At 70.7% G+C, this 14892-nt stretch carries 13 protein-coding genes and 1 pseudogene; 8 read left to right on the top strand and 6 right to left on the bottom strand.

Annotated features, from left to right (window positions below; all coding sequences use genetic code 11):
• From G5C51_RS32105 to G5C51_RS32120, 4 genes are all read left to right on the top strand, one after another.
• On the top strand, positions 1-1122 hold a 1122-nt coding region (locus tag G5C51_RS32105), incomplete at its 5' end, for a cystathionine gamma-lyase (RefSeq protein ID WP_165242566.1).
• A gap of 118 nt (positions 1123-1240) precedes the next feature.
• Positions 1241-1624, top strand: a complete 384-nt coding sequence (locus G5C51_RS32110; protein ID WP_165242568.1) for a hypothetical protein — start codon at positions 1241-1243, stop codon at positions 1622-1624.
• Between the two features lie 285 nt (positions 1625-1909).
• On the top strand, positions 1910-2767 hold the full coding sequence (locus G5C51_RS32115) for a LysR family transcriptional regulator (RefSeq protein ID WP_165242569.1): 858 nt from the start codon (positions 1910-1912) through the stop codon (positions 2765-2767).
• Positions 2768-3032: 265 nt separating this feature from the next.
• On the top strand, positions 3033-3527 hold the full coding sequence (locus tag G5C51_RS32120) for an NUDIX hydrolase (RefSeq protein WP_165242570.1): 495 nt from the start codon (positions 3033-3035) through the stop codon (positions 3525-3527).
• A gap of 20 nt (positions 3528-3547) precedes the next feature.
• On the opposite strand, the gene G5C51_RS32125 is transcribed toward G5C51_RS32120, so the two are convergent.
• The 5 genes from G5C51_RS32125 to G5C51_RS32145 form a co-directional block, all read right to left on the bottom strand.
• Entirely contained in the window at positions 3548-4888 is a 1341-nt protein-coding gene (locus G5C51_RS32125; RefSeq protein WP_165242571.1) for a globin domain-containing protein, read from the bottom strand.
• A 104-nt stretch (positions 4889-4992) separates the two neighbouring features.
• Positions 4993-5640: an HAD-IB family phosphatase gene (locus tag G5C51_RS32130; protein ID WP_165242572.1), complete on the bottom strand. Its 648-nt coding sequence runs from the start codon at positions 5638-5640 to the stop codon at positions 4993-4995.
• Between the two features lie 33 nt (positions 5641-5673).
• Positions 5674-6552, bottom strand: coding sequence for a hypothetical protein (locus G5C51_RS32135; protein ID WP_165242573.1), 879 nt, complete (start codon positions 6550-6552; stop codon positions 5674-5676).
• Between the two features lie 169 nt (positions 6553-6721).
• On the bottom strand, positions 6722-7702 hold the full coding sequence (locus G5C51_RS32140) for a metallophosphoesterase (RefSeq protein WP_206314565.1): 981 nt from the start codon (positions 7700-7702) through the stop codon (positions 6722-6724).
• 223 nt (positions 7703-7925) lie between these two features.
• A complete protein-coding gene (locus tag G5C51_RS32145) occupies positions 7926-9020 on the bottom strand; it encodes a LacI family DNA-binding transcriptional regulator (protein ID WP_165242574.1) in 1095 nt (364 codons plus the stop codon).
• Between the two features lie 411 nt (positions 9021-9431).
• Between G5C51_RS32145 and hisC the strand changes: the two genes are divergently transcribed.
• Positions 9432-10526, top strand: coding sequence for a histidinol-phosphate transaminase (gene hisC / locus G5C51_RS32150; protein ID WP_165242575.1), 1095 nt, complete (start codon positions 9432-9434; stop codon positions 10524-10526).
• 27 nt (positions 10527-10553) lie between these two features.
• On the opposite strand, the gene G5C51_RS32155 is transcribed toward hisC, so the two are convergent.
• Complete coding sequence (locus tag G5C51_RS32155) at positions 10554-10925, bottom strand: cyclophilin-like fold protein (RefSeq protein ID WP_165242576.1); 372 nt, start codon at positions 10923-10925, stop codon at positions 10554-10556.
• A gap of 230 nt (positions 10926-11155) precedes the next feature.
• Between G5C51_RS32155 and G5C51_RS32160 the strand changes: the two genes are divergently transcribed.
• From G5C51_RS32160 to cydD, 3 genes and pseudogenes are all read left to right on the top strand, one after another.
• Positions 11156-12676, top strand: coding sequence for a cytochrome ubiquinol oxidase subunit I (locus G5C51_RS32160; RefSeq protein ID WP_165242577.1), 1521 nt, complete (start codon positions 11156-11158; stop codon positions 12674-12676).
• Positions 12677-12694: 18 nt separating this feature from the next.
• On the top strand, positions 12695-13732 hold the full coding sequence (gene cydB, locus G5C51_RS32165; RefSeq protein ID WP_165242579.1) for a cytochrome d ubiquinol oxidase subunit II: 1038 nt from the start codon (positions 12695-12697) through the stop codon (positions 13730-13732).
• A gap of 1 nt (position 13733) precedes the next feature.
• Positions 13734-14892 (top strand): annotated as a pseudogene (gene cydD, locus G5C51_RS32170) (thiol reductant ABC exporter subunit CydD); the annotation flags it as partial.

Raw genomic sequence — 14892 nt, forward strand, 5'->3', positions numbered from 1 at the left:
GACGCCACCCGCGCCGCCCGCGCAGGCCTCCCCGACCCGGTCGCCTACGAACCCGCCCTCCCCGGACCGGTGTTCGCCGCGCACTACCACCTCCCCGGCGAGGTGGCCGGCGCCCCGTACGACTACGGCCGCGACGCCAACCCCACCTGGACCCGCCTGGAGTCCGCCCTCGCCGAGCTCGAATCACCCACCGAACCCGCCGAGGCCGTCGTCTTCGCCTCCGGCATGGCCGCAATCTCCGCCGCGGTGCTCTCGCAGCTGCGCTCCGGCGACGCCGTGGTGATCCCCTCCGACGGCTACAACCTCGTCGGCAGCGGCGTACGGGAGCGTTTGGAGGCGTACGGAATCGAGGTGCGCGCCGCCGGCACGGCCGGCGACGCCCAGGGCGAACTGCTCGACGGCGCCCGGCTGCTGTGGCTCGAGACCCCCTCCAACCCCGGCCTCGACGTCTGCGACATCCGCCGCCTCGCCGACGCCGCACACGCCGCCGGCGCCCTCGTCGCGGTCGACAACACCCTCGCCACCCCGCTCGGCCAGCGCCCCCTCGACCTCGGCGCCGACCTCTCGGTGGCCAGCGGCACCAAGGGCCTGACCGGCCACGGCGACGTACTCCTCGGCTACGCCGTCACCCGCGACCCCGCCCTCGCCGCCGCGCTCCGCAAGTGGCGCAAGGTCGTCGGCGCCATCCCGGGCCCCATGGAGGCCTGGCTCGCGCACCGCTCCCTGGCCACCCTGGAGCTGCGCTCCGCCCGCCAGGCCGCGAACGCCCTGGCCGTGGCGGAGTTCCTGCTGACCAGGCCGGAGGTCACGGACGTACGCCACCCGGGGCTGCCCGGCGACCCGGCGCACGAGCTCGCCGCCCGGCAGATGCGCGGCGGCCGCTATGGCTGCGTCGTCTCCTTTACGCTCCCGGACCGCGCGCACGCCGAGCGCTTCCTCGCGGCGGCGCGGCTGGTGGACGAGGCGACCAGCTTCGGCTCGGTGCGCTCCAGCGCCGAGCGGCGCGGGCGGTGGGGCGGGGACGCCGTGCCCGACGGCTTCATCCGGTTCTCGGCGGGGATCGAGGAATCCGCAGACCTGGTCGCTGACCTGCACAAAGCACTGGATTCCGCCAGCGCATAACAGGATAAATGTGGCATAAGGGTGAGAGCTGTGGCCTCATGGAGTGAGGGGAGGCCGCGGGCGCCTTCGGCTACCTGCCAGACCGACGCCGCGGAACAGCTCTCACAGGGAGATACTCATGCGGAAGATCGCAGCAGTCGTGGGGACCTCGGCGATACTCGCGCTGGCCCCGCTCACCACCGCGGCGGCCGCCGCCCCGGCGGACACCCACGCAGCCACCAGCTCCTCCGTCGCCCAGCAGCAGGACCCCAACAAGGGTGCCAAGGGTGACAAGGGCGACCGCGGCCCGAAGGGCTCGAGCGCGAGCAACTGGGGCTGGCTGGGCGCCACCGGCCTGCTGGGTCTGCTGGGTCTGGCCAGGCGCCAGGAGCCGAGCTACAGCAGCACCGCCACCCGTACCACCGGTACGGCCCGGAAGTACGGTGACACGGACATCACGACCCGGAAGCTCGGCGACGTGGACGGCCCGACCCGCAAGTACGGCGACACGGACCGCTACTGACCTGGCGGCACCCGCAGTCACCACATCGCACCGCCCCCCGGAACCGCGAGGCTCCGGGGGGCGGTGATGTGCGTGCTCGCGCCCGGAGTGAGCGGCGCTGGACCCGAGCCTCCCCCCTATGGCTCGGCGACCGTAGCGCCGCGCACTACGCGCGAAGAACGCGAGTCACAAGGCTAGTTGACTCTGGGTCAGTGTCCAATCACGGTTTCGCAGGCGACCTATCGACATATTTATAGATGGCGTACGGTCGGCCTCGACGGCCGCGGGAGGAGGGCGGAGGACTGCATGGATCTGATGCTGCTGCGCACCTTTGTGGCCGTCCACCGGGCCGGTTCGCTCACCAGGGCCGCCACCCACCTCGGCCTATCGCAGCCCGCGGTCACCGCCCAGATCCGCTCCCTGGAACGGCAGCTCGGCAAGCCGCTGTTCGTCCGCGGCGCGCGCGGCGTGACGCCCACGACCCTCGGCGACGAGCTCGCCCACAAGGCCGCCCCGCACCTGGACGCCCTCCTGTCCATCACCGGCGCCGGCCGCGACGAGCAGGGCCCGCCCTCCTCCCTGCACCTGGCCGGCCCGCCGGAGTTCGTATCGGAGCGGGTGCTGCCGGCGCTCGCACCGCTGGTCGCCGAGGGGTACGCGCTGCGCACCTGGCTGGGCCGCGACGAAGAGGCGCTGGCCGGCCTGGCCGCGGGCCACCACGACCTCGCCGTCACCGCGACCCGCCCGCACGGCCGCACCTTCAGCGCCACGCCGCTGTGGGACGAGGAGCAGCTGCTGGTCGCCGCGGAGCCCTGGGCGGGCTTCCCGGTGGACGAGGTCCCGGTGGTGGAGGTGCACGAATCGCTGCCCTTCGTACGGCGCTACTGGGCCGAGGTCTACGACACCAAGCCCACCGCCCCCGGCGCCATCGTCGTCCCCGACCTGCGCGCGGCCCTGCGCTGCGCCATCGCGGGCGCCGGCCTCGCGGTCCTGCCCCGCTACCTGTGCGCACAGGCCCTCGCCCAGGGCGAGGTGGTCGCCATGGAGCGGCACCCGGAGCCACCGCTGCGCACCTACTTCCTCTCGGTCCGCGCCGGCACCCTGGGCCAGCCCCATCTGGCCCGGGCACACGAGCAATTGCTGACCGCCGCCACGGAGTGGTGAAGGAGCACCGAGGGGCGCGAAGGTGCCCCTATAGGCCTAGGGCGTGTCTGGAGTTTCCCGTCTGCGCCCCGACGCCCGGCACGCACTCTCGCCGCACGCCGCCCCCGGACCGGTGGCTCCGCCACAGGACCGGGGACAGCGCACGCCGAGAGCACGCACCAGACGCCGCTGCGCCGCGCTTCGCGCAACGACGGGAAACTCCAGACACGCCCTACAACCGGCGAGTAGGCGTTTCGGCGTGCGCCTCGCGAGCCACAATCAAGCCATGACCGAACGGCCCGTGGTCAAGCGCACCGCCCGCGCCATCCTTCTCGACGGCGACGCTGCGTCCGAACAAGAAATGATCCTCATCAAGCGCACCAAGCCAGGCCGCGAGCCGTACTGGATCACACCCGGCGGCGGTGTGGAGCCGGAGGACGCGACGGTCGTCGACGCGCTGCACCGCGAGGTGGACGAGGAGCTCGGCGCCAAGGTCTCCGACGTGGTCCCCTGCTTCGTCGACACGGTCTCCCACTCCACGCACCACGCCGCACACGGCGTGAAGGTGCAGCACTTCTTCGTCTGCCGGCTGCAGACCATGGACCTCAGCCGGCGGCACGGCCCCGAGGTGGACGAGCCGTGCGGGCAGTACGAGGTGGTGCGGATCCCGTTCAGCCGGGAGGGCATCGCCTCGGTCGAGGTGGTGCCGCCGAGCCTGCGCGCGTATCTGAGCGCCAATATCGAGGGCGTACGGGCCCTGCTGGCGGACGACTTGGGCTAGGCAGGCCCGCCGCACGATCCCTATTTCCCGTAATAGAGCAGCTCCTCCAGCGAGTCATGGTGGATGCGCTGCTCCGGGATCCCCGACGCCGCCAGCGCCGCCACTCCGCTGCGGACCATGCCGAGCGGCCCCGCGAGATACGCGGTGAAGCCCGGCCACGGGCCGTGCTGGCCGACCGCGGCGGGCAGGTCGCCGACGACCGGGTGCAGGGTGAGCCACGGGTAGGCCTGCTCCCAGCGGCGCTGGGTGTCCATGTCGTAGAGGTCGTCGGGGCGGCGGGCGCCGTAGAAGAGCTCCACGCGGCGGTGCCAGCCGACCGACGGGGTGTGCTTCGCGACGTCCTCGACCAGGGCGCGGATGGGCGCGATGCCGGTGCCGCCGCCGAGGAACAGCAAGGCGTTGTCAGTGTCGTGGTCTACGGTCAAATTGCCGGTGGCGGGGCCGAGTCGGATCACGTCGCCGGGGCGTGCCCGCTGCACGAGCGCGCCGGACACCCAGCCGGCGGGGACGGCGCGGACGTGGAAGGACAGCAGGTTGTCGGAGCGGGGTGCGCAGGCGAAGGAGTAGTGCCGCCAGACGCGGGGCCACCAGGGGGTCTCCACGGCGGTGTACTGACCGGGGGTGAAGGGATAGTGCTGATCCGGGCGGACGGTGATGATCGCGATGTCGGAGGTGCGCTGGTCGTGCGAGACGACCTCCGCGAGCCACCAGGGCGGGGTGTGCCGCGCGTCCTCGTCGGCCGCGTCGATCATGATCTGCGAGACCGCGGTATACGCGCGCACCCAGGCGGCCTCGGTGTCCTCGTCCCAAGTGCAGGTGGCGTGCTGGGCGAGCGCGGCGAGCAGGCATTCGCCGACGGCGGGGTAATACTCGGCGCGGGTGCCGTATTTGCGGTGTCCGCGGCCTAGTTGAGCCAGATAGGCGCCCAGCTTCTGCGGGTTGTCCACATGCTCGGCGGCGGTGAGCAGCGATTTGAAGAGCCGGTCGCGCTGCACATCCATCTGCCCCGGGAAGAGCACCCGCAGATCGGGGAAGTAGACGAAGAGCAGCGCGTAGAAGTAGGAGGTCACGCGGTCGGCGACGGGGGCTATCTCATCGAGCGTGCGGCGGATGAGGAGCGCGTCGGGGGAGGGCTCGGGCGGTGGCGGCGGCTCGTCGCGTACCGGCGGCTCCTGCTGCGCCTCATCCGGGACGGCAGCCCGCGGCGGCTCATCCCCCGGCGGCAGCGGCGGCTTGGCCAGGCTGACGCCGTTGCCGACGCCGACGCCGTTGCCGACACCGTGCCCGTCCGGCTCCGCGCGGGCGTCCGCCACCGCGGGTATCTCCCCCTCGGTCCGCGTGGTGATCGGAGCGTCGCTCATCCTGCCTCGGTGCTTCTCGCCGGTTGCCAGCGCCGAGCGTGTCACCCACAGGAGTGGCACGGAGCGAATCCGCCGAACCACCCTCCGCGACCACGGGGTTGGGGCTAAGCTGCCCCGTTTCCCGACCGGGCGAGGGCGTAGGCCGCGCGCAGATCGCGGCCCTCGTACGCATGGGACGCGAGCCCGCTGACGTGGTGGTCGGCATTGACCGCCACCGACCGCGGCACCGCGGCGAAGAGCGCCACATCCGACATCGAGTCGCCGTACGCCACACAGTCCGCCCGCGACAGCCCGTACGCCGCACACAGCTCGTCGGCGATCCGCACCTTGTCCTCCGGCGCCAGGATCCCGGCCGCGTCGACCGTCTGATGCTCGCCGAACGGAAACGGCGGAAACCGCGACCCGTGCGCCGCGTGCACGCCCCAGTCCAGCAGCCGCTCCACGAAGAACCCCGGCGACATCGAGATCACCGCGCTCCGCTCCCCGCGCGCCCTGATGTCCGCCCACACCTCACGGATCCCGTCCACCCAGGGCGCGGCGGCGAAGGCGGCGGCGATGACATCCTCCGTGAGCCCTTTCCACAGCCGGTGCGCGCGCACGGCATAGCTGTACGTATCGAGCTCCCCGGCAACGAAAGCCGCGTCCATCTCCCGGAACCGCTCGGTCAGCCCCAGCCTCCCGGCCAGCTCCGCATTGGCATTGGAGCCGTGCATGAGCGTGCCGTCCATATCGAAGAGATGCAGCGTGGTCACGCGGCCGAGGCTACCCGCCCGGCCCGCACGCCCTCAGTCCGGTTCGTGATCGGGCCCGCCGTAATCCGGGCTCGTGAAGTCCGGGCTCGAGTAGCGCGGCCCGTCACCCCCGCCCGAGGCGCCGTCGTCCGGGCTGGAGAAGCCGGGCCGCGAGTAGCCCAGCCGCGGCGTACGCCCGGAGCCCGCCGGATCGCGCCTGGACAGCGAGTACGAGCCCGGGGCAGCGCCCGCGGAGCCGGACGAGGCCAGCGCCTCCCGCAGGAATGGCAGGATGCCCCGCTCCAGCAGCGCCTGCTGCCACGCCTCCCGGGCTTCGGCCACCTCCTGCACTATCCCGCTCCGGCTGGCCGCCCGGATCGAGGTGGAGCCGTTCTTCAGCGCCGTCAGCAGCAGCCCGGTCATCGCCACCAGGATCGTGCCGGCGGTGAGCGCCGCGAACACCCAGCCCGCTGCCCGCAGCGGCGCCGCCGCGGCCGGCTCCGGAGTCAGCATGTGCAGCGCGTACCCGACCAGCAGGAAGATCACCGCGGCCGTCCCGGCCAGCACGGGCGCGAGCACCGCGACGACCGCCGCGAGCCCGGCACCGCCGCTCTCGGCCGCCATGTTGCCCATGACGGTGCCGAGCCCGACCCCGCCGCCGGAGCCGCCCTCGCCCTCACCGTCCGAGCGCGACGTGGGCCGGCGCAGCTCCTCGCGGAGCCGTACGTACCGTGTGTACTCCTCCGAGGCGCAGGCGCAGATCGCCGAGACCGCGCTCAGCGCCATCGTGCGCAACTGCTCCATGTTGAGCGGCTCGGCGACCCCGGACAGGGCCGATTCGCCGGTGCGATACCCGGCTGTGTGCAAGGCCGTATCGAGGACCCGCTCGAAATCCGGCCGGTCCTCGGTCAGCAACTGCGGCGCGCTGGTCATGTCGGCATCCCCCGATGCTTGGGCGTGACGGACGCGGACTGCCTTGAGCCAAACCCCGATGGTTACTGGGATACCGGGGCTCCCCCCTTCTGCCCCCTCCGCGCAGACCCTAAAGGGATGGTAGAGCGCACTGCGCACACCCGATAAGGGTGTTTCCGGAATTAAACCCTCAGGCGCCCAGGGGGAGTTGCACAACGAGGAGCTTTCCGGACATCGTTACGCCTCCGTCCATCGCGATCGCAAGCTCGTCCGCATACACATGCGGCCCCTGGATCGCCGCCGCCCGCTCCTCGCGCTCGGCGGCCTCGTCGTGCACCTCACCCAGCAGATACGGGATCGGGCTGTGCCCGTGCACCACCCGCTGGCCGCCGAAGACCTGCAGCAGCTCGCGCACCGCCTTCGGTCCCTCGGCCTCGTCCCGGAAGGCGAAGCGCTTGGTGAATTTACGGAACAGGTCCCAGGTCTCGTCCGCGTCCGAACGGGCCACAATCTCCCGCACCGTGTCGTTGACGCCGTCGATCGAGTCGCCGTAGTCGAGATACGCCGTGGTGTCGGAGTGGACCAGCAGATGCCCGTCCTCCTCCTCGATGGCGTCCAGCCGCGACATCCACTGCAGATGTACGTCCTGCAGCCGCTCCATGTCCTGCCGCTGCCCGCCGTTGAGCAGCCAGGCGGCCTGGAAGGAGGCGGTGCCGGCGCCGGAGTTCACAGGCGTGTCGCCGAACCGGTGGGCGCCGATGAGCAGCAGCTCGTGGTTGCCCATGAGCGCCTTGCAGTACCCGCCGGCCGCCGCCGCCTCGGCGGACAGCTGCATGACGAGCTCGATGACGCCGATGCCGTCGGGCCCGCGGTCGGTGAAGTCGCCGAGGAACCATACCCGCGAGTTCCCCGCGGACCAGTGCCCCTCCGCGTCGATCAGCCCTTGCGCCTGCATGGCCACGCGCAGCTCGTCGAGATAGCCGTGGACATCGCCGATGACGTACAGCGGCCCGTAGTCCAGCGAATCGTCCCGTCGCTTGATCACCGGGAGGTCGCGCTGCGTAGGGGTATACCCGTCGTCCTGCTCCGGCTGTGCGCCCACCGGCGCGTAGGCAGGCAGCGGCGGCACCGCCGCCCTGGCCACGGGCTCCTGACCGGCCCCCTGAGTCATCGACCCCTCCACCGACTGGTCCTTATGCACCGGACGGACCACCTGGTCGGCAGTGGCCCGCGGTGTTGTGCGCCCATCATAGGAATGCCGGTGGCGGGATGTGGCATAGCAGGGGCCGCCAATCGGATCCGGTGCCGATCCGATACGGTGCCGCCGGGGACATTGCGGCGGATTTGCGGTGGTGTGCCGGGAAGAATCTGGGGGCCGGGCCCCCAGAACTCCGCTACGCCGGCCGTCGGGGCGCGCTCACCACGGTGCGTTTCGGACGCCGCTCGGAGGACGTCCGCACGATCAGCTCCGTCGGTATCACCTGCTCCATGGGCCGGCCCGCGTCCACGCCCTCGATCGCGTCGATCAGCAGCTGGATGACGGCCGTGCCGATCCGCCGCGGCTTGAGGGAGAGCGTGGTGATCGGCGGGTCGGTGGTGGCATAGCCGGCGGACTCGCTGCAGGTGACCAGCAGCAGATCGTCCGGGACCCGCAGGCCGTAGCGCCGGGCGGCGGCGAGCAGGTCGGTGCCGTTGGGGTCGAAGAGCCCGTAGACGGCGTCCGGCCGGTCGGGCCGGGCCAGCAGCCGGTCGGCGGCCACGGCGCCCGCACAGGGATCATGCGCCGGGTACGCCTCGTAGACCGGGTCCTGGCCGACGCGCTCGCACCAGCTCAGATAGGCCGTCGTGGACAGCCGGGTGTACGTGTCCGTGGTGGTGCCGGTGAGCAGGCCGATGCGGCGGGCGCCGGCCTCGGCGAGGTGGTCGAGCAGGCCCATCACGGCGGCCTCGTGGTCGTTGTCGACCCAGGCGGTGACGGGGAGCGAGCCCGGCGGCTTGCCGTCGCTGACGACGGGGATGCCCTGCCGGACCACTTCCGAGACCACTGGATCGTGGTCGCCGGGATCGATGACGACGGTGCCGTCGAGGGCGACATTCGACCAGACGTCGTGCCGGGATGTGGCCGGCAGGATGACCAGCGCATAGCCGCGGGCGAGCGCCGCCGAGGTGGCGGCGCGGGCCATTTCCGCGAAGTACGCGAATTCGGTGAAGGTGAACGGTTCTTCGCCGTAGGTCGTCACGGTTAAGCCGATGAGGCCGGACTTCCCGGTGCGCAGCGCGCGGGCGGCCGCGGAGGGGCGATAGCCGAGCCGGTCGGCCACCTCGCGGACATGCCGGCGCGTGGTGTCGGGCAGCCTGCCCTTGCCGTTGAGCGCGTCGGACACGGTGGTGATCGAGACGCCGGCCGCCTGGGCCACGTCCCGGATGCCCGCCCGCCCCAGCCGGCGGCTGGGAGGCCGGCTCACTTGCGGTTGAATCGAGCCGGTCATACGCCTTCTTTCTCCTGCGGCTGTTCTCTGCGGCTGTCTGAGGCTGTCTGACTTGGCCAGGGCTGTGATTGCGAGCTGATAGTAGGGCTCGGGTGGCCCGATTGCGGGAGAATCGGACATGGTATTGACAGGTACGATTCTGCATGCCGGAACCGGCGAAATGACCTTGGAAAGCAATGGCTTTGGCGCATAATGCCGGGCGTTACGACCGCGTAACCTCCCGGTCCCGTGCCAGGTCGCATATGTTTCTGCCTCATGCCGCTCACCTTCACGGGTGATGCGCGCTAGGGCGCTCGCCACCGGAGCCCGCCAAGGTGTCGCGCGCCCCCTACTCCGCCGCGCGCCTGCTTGCGGCGGGCTTCTAAGGTGAGCGGTGTCCGTACAAGGCGGCACGGTCGAGGAGGACCGAAGGTGACCCAAGAATCAGGGGAGACAACCCCCAGGCTGCGATCCGCTCTGGACGGCATCCCGACCTACAAGCCCGGCAAGCGGGCGGCGGCCGGCGACGGCCCGACCGCCTACAAGCTGTCCTCCAACGAGAACCCCTACCCCCCGCTCCCCGGCGTCATGGAGCAGGCCGCCGCGGCGGCCGCCGCCTTCAACCGCTACCCGGACATGGCCTGCGGCGAGCTCATCGCCGAGCTCGCCGAGCACTTCGGCGTGCCCGCCGAGCACATCGCCACCGGCACCGGCTCGGTCGGCGTCGCACAGCAGCTCATCCAGTCCACGGCGGGTCCCGGCGACGAGGTCATCTACGCCTGGCGGTCCTTCGAGGCGTACCCGATCATCACCCAGATTTCTGGCGCGAAATCGGTGCAGGTGCCCCTCACCGACGGCGAGGATCACAACCTCGACGCGATGGCTTCGGCCATTACGGACCGGACCCGGCTGATCTTCGTCTGCAACCCGAACAACCCGACGGGCAACGCGATCCACCGCGAGGACCTCGTCCGCTTCCTCGACCGGGTGCCGTCCGACGTGCTGGTGGTGCTGGACGAGGCGTACCGGGAGTTCATCCGGGACGAGGCGGTGCCGGACGGCCTCGAGCTCTACCGGGACCGGCCGAACGTCTGCGTGCTGCGCACCTTCAGCAAGGCGTACGGGCTCGCGGGCCTGCGGATCGGCTTCGCCGTGGCGCATGAGCGGGTGGCGGCGGCGCTGCGGAAGACGGCGGTGCCGTTCGGGGTGAGCCAGATCGCGCAGGACGCGGCGGTGGCGTCACTGCGCAGCGAGACCGCGCTGCTGGAGCGGGTCGAGGCGCTGGTGGGCGAGCGGACCCGGGTCCGCGAGGGGCTGCTGGCGCAGGGCTGGACGGTGCCGGATTCGCAGGCCAACTTCGTGTGGCTGCGGCTCGGTGACCGCACGGTCGACTTCGCGGCGGCCTGCGAGGCGGCGGGTGTGGTCGTACGGCCCTTCGCCGGCGAGGGCGTCCGGGTCTCCATCGGCGAGACCGAGGCCAACGACATCTTCCTGCGCGTGGCGGAGGAGTTCCGCAAGGAGCTGTGAGCGGGGGCGGCCGCTCACAGCGGCCGCCTACGCCAGTTCGACCCGGATCGGGTCGCCGGAGCGGACCGTCCTGAGCTCGGTCGCGTCGCCGTCGATCGTGCCCAGGACATTGCACGGGCTCGCCAGCTTCGGCTCGTCGCCCGAGGAGATCGGGGTCGGGCCGAAGGGGAGGGCGAGGGCGTTGCCCTCGGTCCAGAAGGCGACCGTGCCGGCGGGGACGACCTGCTGGGCATCGGACTCCAGAGCCGGGTCGAGCCGGGTGTCGAAGTACACCTCGTCGCCCCAGGTGTTGGCGCGGGATTCGAGCGGGAGGGCCGCGATGACCTCGCGGCTGGTCGGGGTGTCGGCCAGGGTCGCGGTGAGGCGGCCGGCGGGCCAGGTGATGCGTATCTGGGTCATGCGCGGCATTCAACAAGATGTTGAAGTTCCCGACAAGGGGGGTCGGTGCACGGCCCGTCGGGCACGCGTGCGACACTTCTTGTGAATGTGAACGCATTCACAAGAGCGCATATTGCCCCCGTATGCCCCAACGCGCTTGGCCTGATCGGCCCTAGGTGCGATGGATCATCGAGGGAGATATTGCCCCGTATGTCCACAACGGCGGCCGTACGAGCGAAGGAGACGCACCAGTGGATCTCGCTTTGGCGCCCGAAACCCTGGCGCGCTGGCAGTTCGGCATCACCACCGTCTACCACTTCCTCTTCGTCCCCCTCACCATCTCGCTGGCCACCCTGGTGGCCGGCCTGCAGACGGCGTGGGTGCGGACCAACAACGAGAAGTACCTCAGGGCGACCAAGTTCTGGGGCAAGCTCTTCCTGATCAACATCGCGATGGGTGTCGTCACCGGCATCCTGCAGGAGTTCCAGTTCGGCATGAACTGGTCCGACTACTCGCGGTTCGTCGGCGACATCTTCGGCGCCCCGCTCGCCTTCGAGGCGCTGATCGCCTTCTTCTTCGAGTCCACCTTCATCGGGCTGTGGATCTTCGGCTGGGACAAGCTGCCGCAGAAGCTGCACCTGGCGACGATCTGGATGGTGGCGATCGGCACCATCCTCTCCGCGTACTTCATCCTCGCCGCGAACTCCTGGATGCAGCACCCGGTCGGCTACCGCATCAACGAAGAGGCCGGCCGCGCGGAGCTGACGGACTTCTGGCACGTGCTCACCCAGAACACGGCGGTCGCCCAGTTCTTCCACACCATCAGCGCGGCCTTCCTTGTCGGCGGCGCCTTCATGGTCGGCATCGCCGCGTACCACCTGATGCGGGGGCAGCACATCCGCGTCATGCGCACCTCGCTGCGGCTCGGCCTGGTGACCATCGTGATCTCCGGCCTGGCCGTCGCCATCAGCGGCGACCGGCTCGGGAAGATCATGTACGAGCAGCAGCCGATGAAGATGGCCGCGGCCGAGGCGCTGTGGGAGACCGAGGGCCCGGCCCCGTTCTCGATCTTCGCGATCGGGGATGTGGACAAGGGCCACAACCGGGTGGCGATCGAGCTGCCGGGCCTGCTCTCCTTCCTCGCGCACGACAACTTCCACGAGGAAGTGCCCGGCATCAACGACACGAACGAGGCGCTGAAGAAGAAGTTCGACGACCAGTTCGCGCTCGGCGACTACCGGCCGAACATCCCGGTCGCGTACTGGGGCTTCCGCTGGATGATCGGCTTCGGCGCGGTGTCGATCGCGATCGGCGCGATCGGGCTGTGGCTGACGCGCCGGAAGTTCTGGCTCAGCGAGCGGCTGCGTACGGGCGAGGACGACGTGCCGCGGCTGGCCGTCACGAAGGACGGCGAGCTGAATCCCGGGCTGACCAAGTGGTACTGGAGGTTCGCCTTCCTGACGCTGGCCTTCCCGCTGATCGCCAACTCGTGGGGCTGGATCTTCACCGAGATGGGCCGCCAGCCCTGGGTCGTCTACGGCGTGCTGCCGACCTCGTCGGCTGTATCGCCCAGCGTCAGCCAGGGCGAGGTGCTCACCTCGATGATCATCTACACCCTGCTGTACGCGGCGCTGGCCGTCGTCGAGGTCAAGCTGCTCGCCAAGTACGTCAAGGCGGGACCGCCCGAGCTCACCGACGACGACCTCAACCCGCCGACCAAGATCGGCGGCAACGACCGCGACTCCGACCGGCCGATGGCCTTCTCGTACTGAGGAAGCGGGACAACTGCCATGGAACTCCACAACATCTGGTTCGTTCTGATCGCGGTCCTGTGGATCGGCTACTTCTTCCTGGAGGGCTTCGACTTCGGCGTCGGGGTGCTCACGAAGCTGCTCGCGCGCGACCGCGCCGAGCGGCGGGTGCTGATCAACACGATCGGCCCGGTGTGGGACGGGAACGAGGTCTGGCTGCTGACCGCGGGCGGCGCGACCTTCGCGGCCTTCCCCGACTGGTACGCGACGCTGTTCTCCGGCTTCTATCTGCCGCTGCTGCTGATCCTGGTGTGCCTGATCCTGCGGGGTGTGGCCTTCGAGTACCGCTCCAAGCGGTCCGAGGACGCCTGGCAGACGCGCTGGGAGCACATCATCTTCTGGACCTCGCTGCTGCCCGCCTTCCTGTGGGGCGTGGCCTTCGCCAACATCGTGCGCGGGGTGAAGATCGGGGCCGACAAGGAGTACGCGGGGAACTTCTTCGATCTGCTCAACCCGTTCGCGCTGCTGGGCGGGCTGGTCACGCTGACGCTCTTCACCTTCCACGGGGCGGTCTTCAGCGCGCTGAAGACGGTCGGGGACATCAGGGAGCGGGCGCGGAAGCTGGCGACCACGCTCGGTCTGATTACGGCGGTGCTCGCGCTGGTCTTCCTGATCTGGACGCAGGTGGACAAGGGCGACGGGAAGTCGCTGGTCGCGATGATCATCGCGGTGGTGGCGCTGCTCGCGGCGCTGGGCGCCAATATGGCGGGGCGCGAGGGCTGGTCGTTCACGTTCTCCGGGGTGACCATCGCGGCTGCCGTCGCGATGCTGTTCCTCGCGCTCTTCCCGGACGTCATGCCGTCGTCGCTGAACCCCGAGTGGTCGCTGACCGTCGACAACGCGTCGTCCACGCCGTACACGCTGAAGATCATGACCTGGTGCGCGGGCATCGCCACCCCGATCGTGCTGCTCTACCAGGGCTGGACGTACTGGGTGTTCCGCAAGCGCATCGGCGTGCAGCACATCGCGCCGGAGGCCGCGGCGGCGACCGACAGCGCCGACGCCGGGGCTCGCTGACATGCGCCCCATAGACCCCCGGCTGGTCCGGTACGCGCGCGCCACGCGGGTGTTCCTCGCGCTGTCCGTGGCGCTGGGGCTGGCCGGGGCAGGTCTTGTGGTCGCCCAGGCCGTGCTGATCGCGGATGTGGTGGTCGGGGCGTTCCAGCGCGGTTACGGGGCCGGGGAGCTGCGCGGCGCCGTGGCCGGTCTGGTCGCGGTCGCCGTCGGGCGGGCGCTGGTGGCGTGGCTGACGGAACTGACGGCGCACCGGGCGGCCGCGGCGGTCAAGTCGGAGCTGCGGATGCGGCTGCTGGGGCGGGCCGTCCGGCTCGGCCCCGGCTGGCTGGAGCGGCAGCGGGGCGGGGATCTGGTCGCGCTGGCGACGCGCGGGGTCGATGCGCTGGACGACTACTTCGCGCGGTATCTGCCGCAATTGGGGCTGGCTGTCGTGGTGCCGGCGGCCGTCATCGCGCGGATCTGGCTGGGAGATTGGGTCTCGGCGGCGGTGGTGCTCGGGACACTGCCGCTGATCCCGATCTTCATGGTGCTGATCGGGTGGGCCACGGAGGCCGCCATGGGGCGGCGGGTGGATGCGCTGTCCCGGCTGTCCGGGCACTTTCTGGATGTGGTCGCCGGGCTGCCGACGCTGAAGGTCTTCGGGCGGGCGAAGGCGCAGGCGGAGTCGATCCGGCGGATCACCGGGGAGTACCGGCGGGCGACGATGCGGACGCTGCGGGTCGCGTTCCTGTCGTCGTTCGCGCTGGAGCTGATCGCGACCATCTCGGTGGCGCTGGTCGCGGTGGGCATCGGCATGCGGCTGGTGCACGGGGAGCTCGATCTTTATACGGGGCTCGTGATCCTGGTGCTGGCGCCGGAGGCGTATCTGCCGCTGCGGCAGGTGGGGACGCATTACCACGCCGCCGCTGAGGGGGTGGCGGTCGCCGAGCGGGTGTTCGCGGTGCTGGAGACGCCGGTGCCGGAGGGTGGGGCGCGGGTCGCGGCGGGGTTCGAGCTTGCGGCCGAGGATCTGGTGGTGCGGTACGAGGGGCGGGACGAGGACGCTCTCGGCGGGGTAAGTCTGGGGTGCGGGAGGGCGAGACCGTGGCCCTGGTCGGGGCGTCGGGGGTCGGGAAGTCGACGCTTGTGTCTGCCTTGTTGGGGTTTGTGCAGCCTGCGGG

Origin of the sequence: Streptomyces coryli, assembly GCF_011044975.1 — a bacterium.
GTDB lineage: Bacteria > Actinomycetota > Actinomycetes > Streptomycetales > Streptomycetaceae > Streptomyces > Streptomyces coryli.

What these genes read in the sequence shown, in the direction of transcription:
- G5C51_RS32140 (WP_206314565.1), bottom strand. Translation starts at nt 7,702, where the DNA reads ATGACTCAGGGGGCCGGTCAGGAGCCCGTGGCCAGGGCGGCGGTGCCG.
- G5C51_RS32135 (WP_165242573.1), bottom strand. Translation starts at nt 6,552, where the DNA reads ATGACCAGCGCGCCGCAGTTGCTGACCGAGGACCGGCCGGATTTCGAG.
- G5C51_RS32145 (WP_165242574.1), bottom strand. Translation starts at nt 9,020, where the DNA reads ATGACCGGCTCGATTCAACCGCAAGTGAGCCGGCCTCCCAGCCGCCGG.
- G5C51_RS32115 (WP_165242569.1), top strand. Translation starts at nt 1,910, where the DNA reads ATGGATCTGATGCTGCTGCGCACCTTTGTGGCCGTCCACCGGGCCGGT.
- G5C51_RS32120 (WP_165242570.1), top strand. Translation starts at nt 3,033, where the DNA reads ATGACCGAACGGCCCGTGGTCAAGCGCACCGCCCGCGCCATCCTTCTC.
- G5C51_RS32125 (WP_165242571.1), bottom strand. Translation starts at nt 4,888, where the DNA reads ATGAGCGACGCTCCGATCACCACGCGGACCGAGGGGGAGATACCCGCG.
- cydB (WP_165242579.1), top strand. Translation starts at nt 12,695, where the DNA reads ATGGAACTCCACAACATCTGGTTCGTTCTGATCGCGGTCCTGTGGATC.
- G5C51_RS32110 (WP_165242568.1), top strand. Translation starts at nt 1,241, where the DNA reads ATGCGGAAGATCGCAGCAGTCGTGGGGACCTCGGCGATACTCGCGCTG.
- G5C51_RS32155 (WP_165242576.1), bottom strand. Translation starts at nt 10,925, where the DNA reads ATGACCCAGATACGCATCACCTGGCCCGCCGGCCGCCTCACCGCGACC.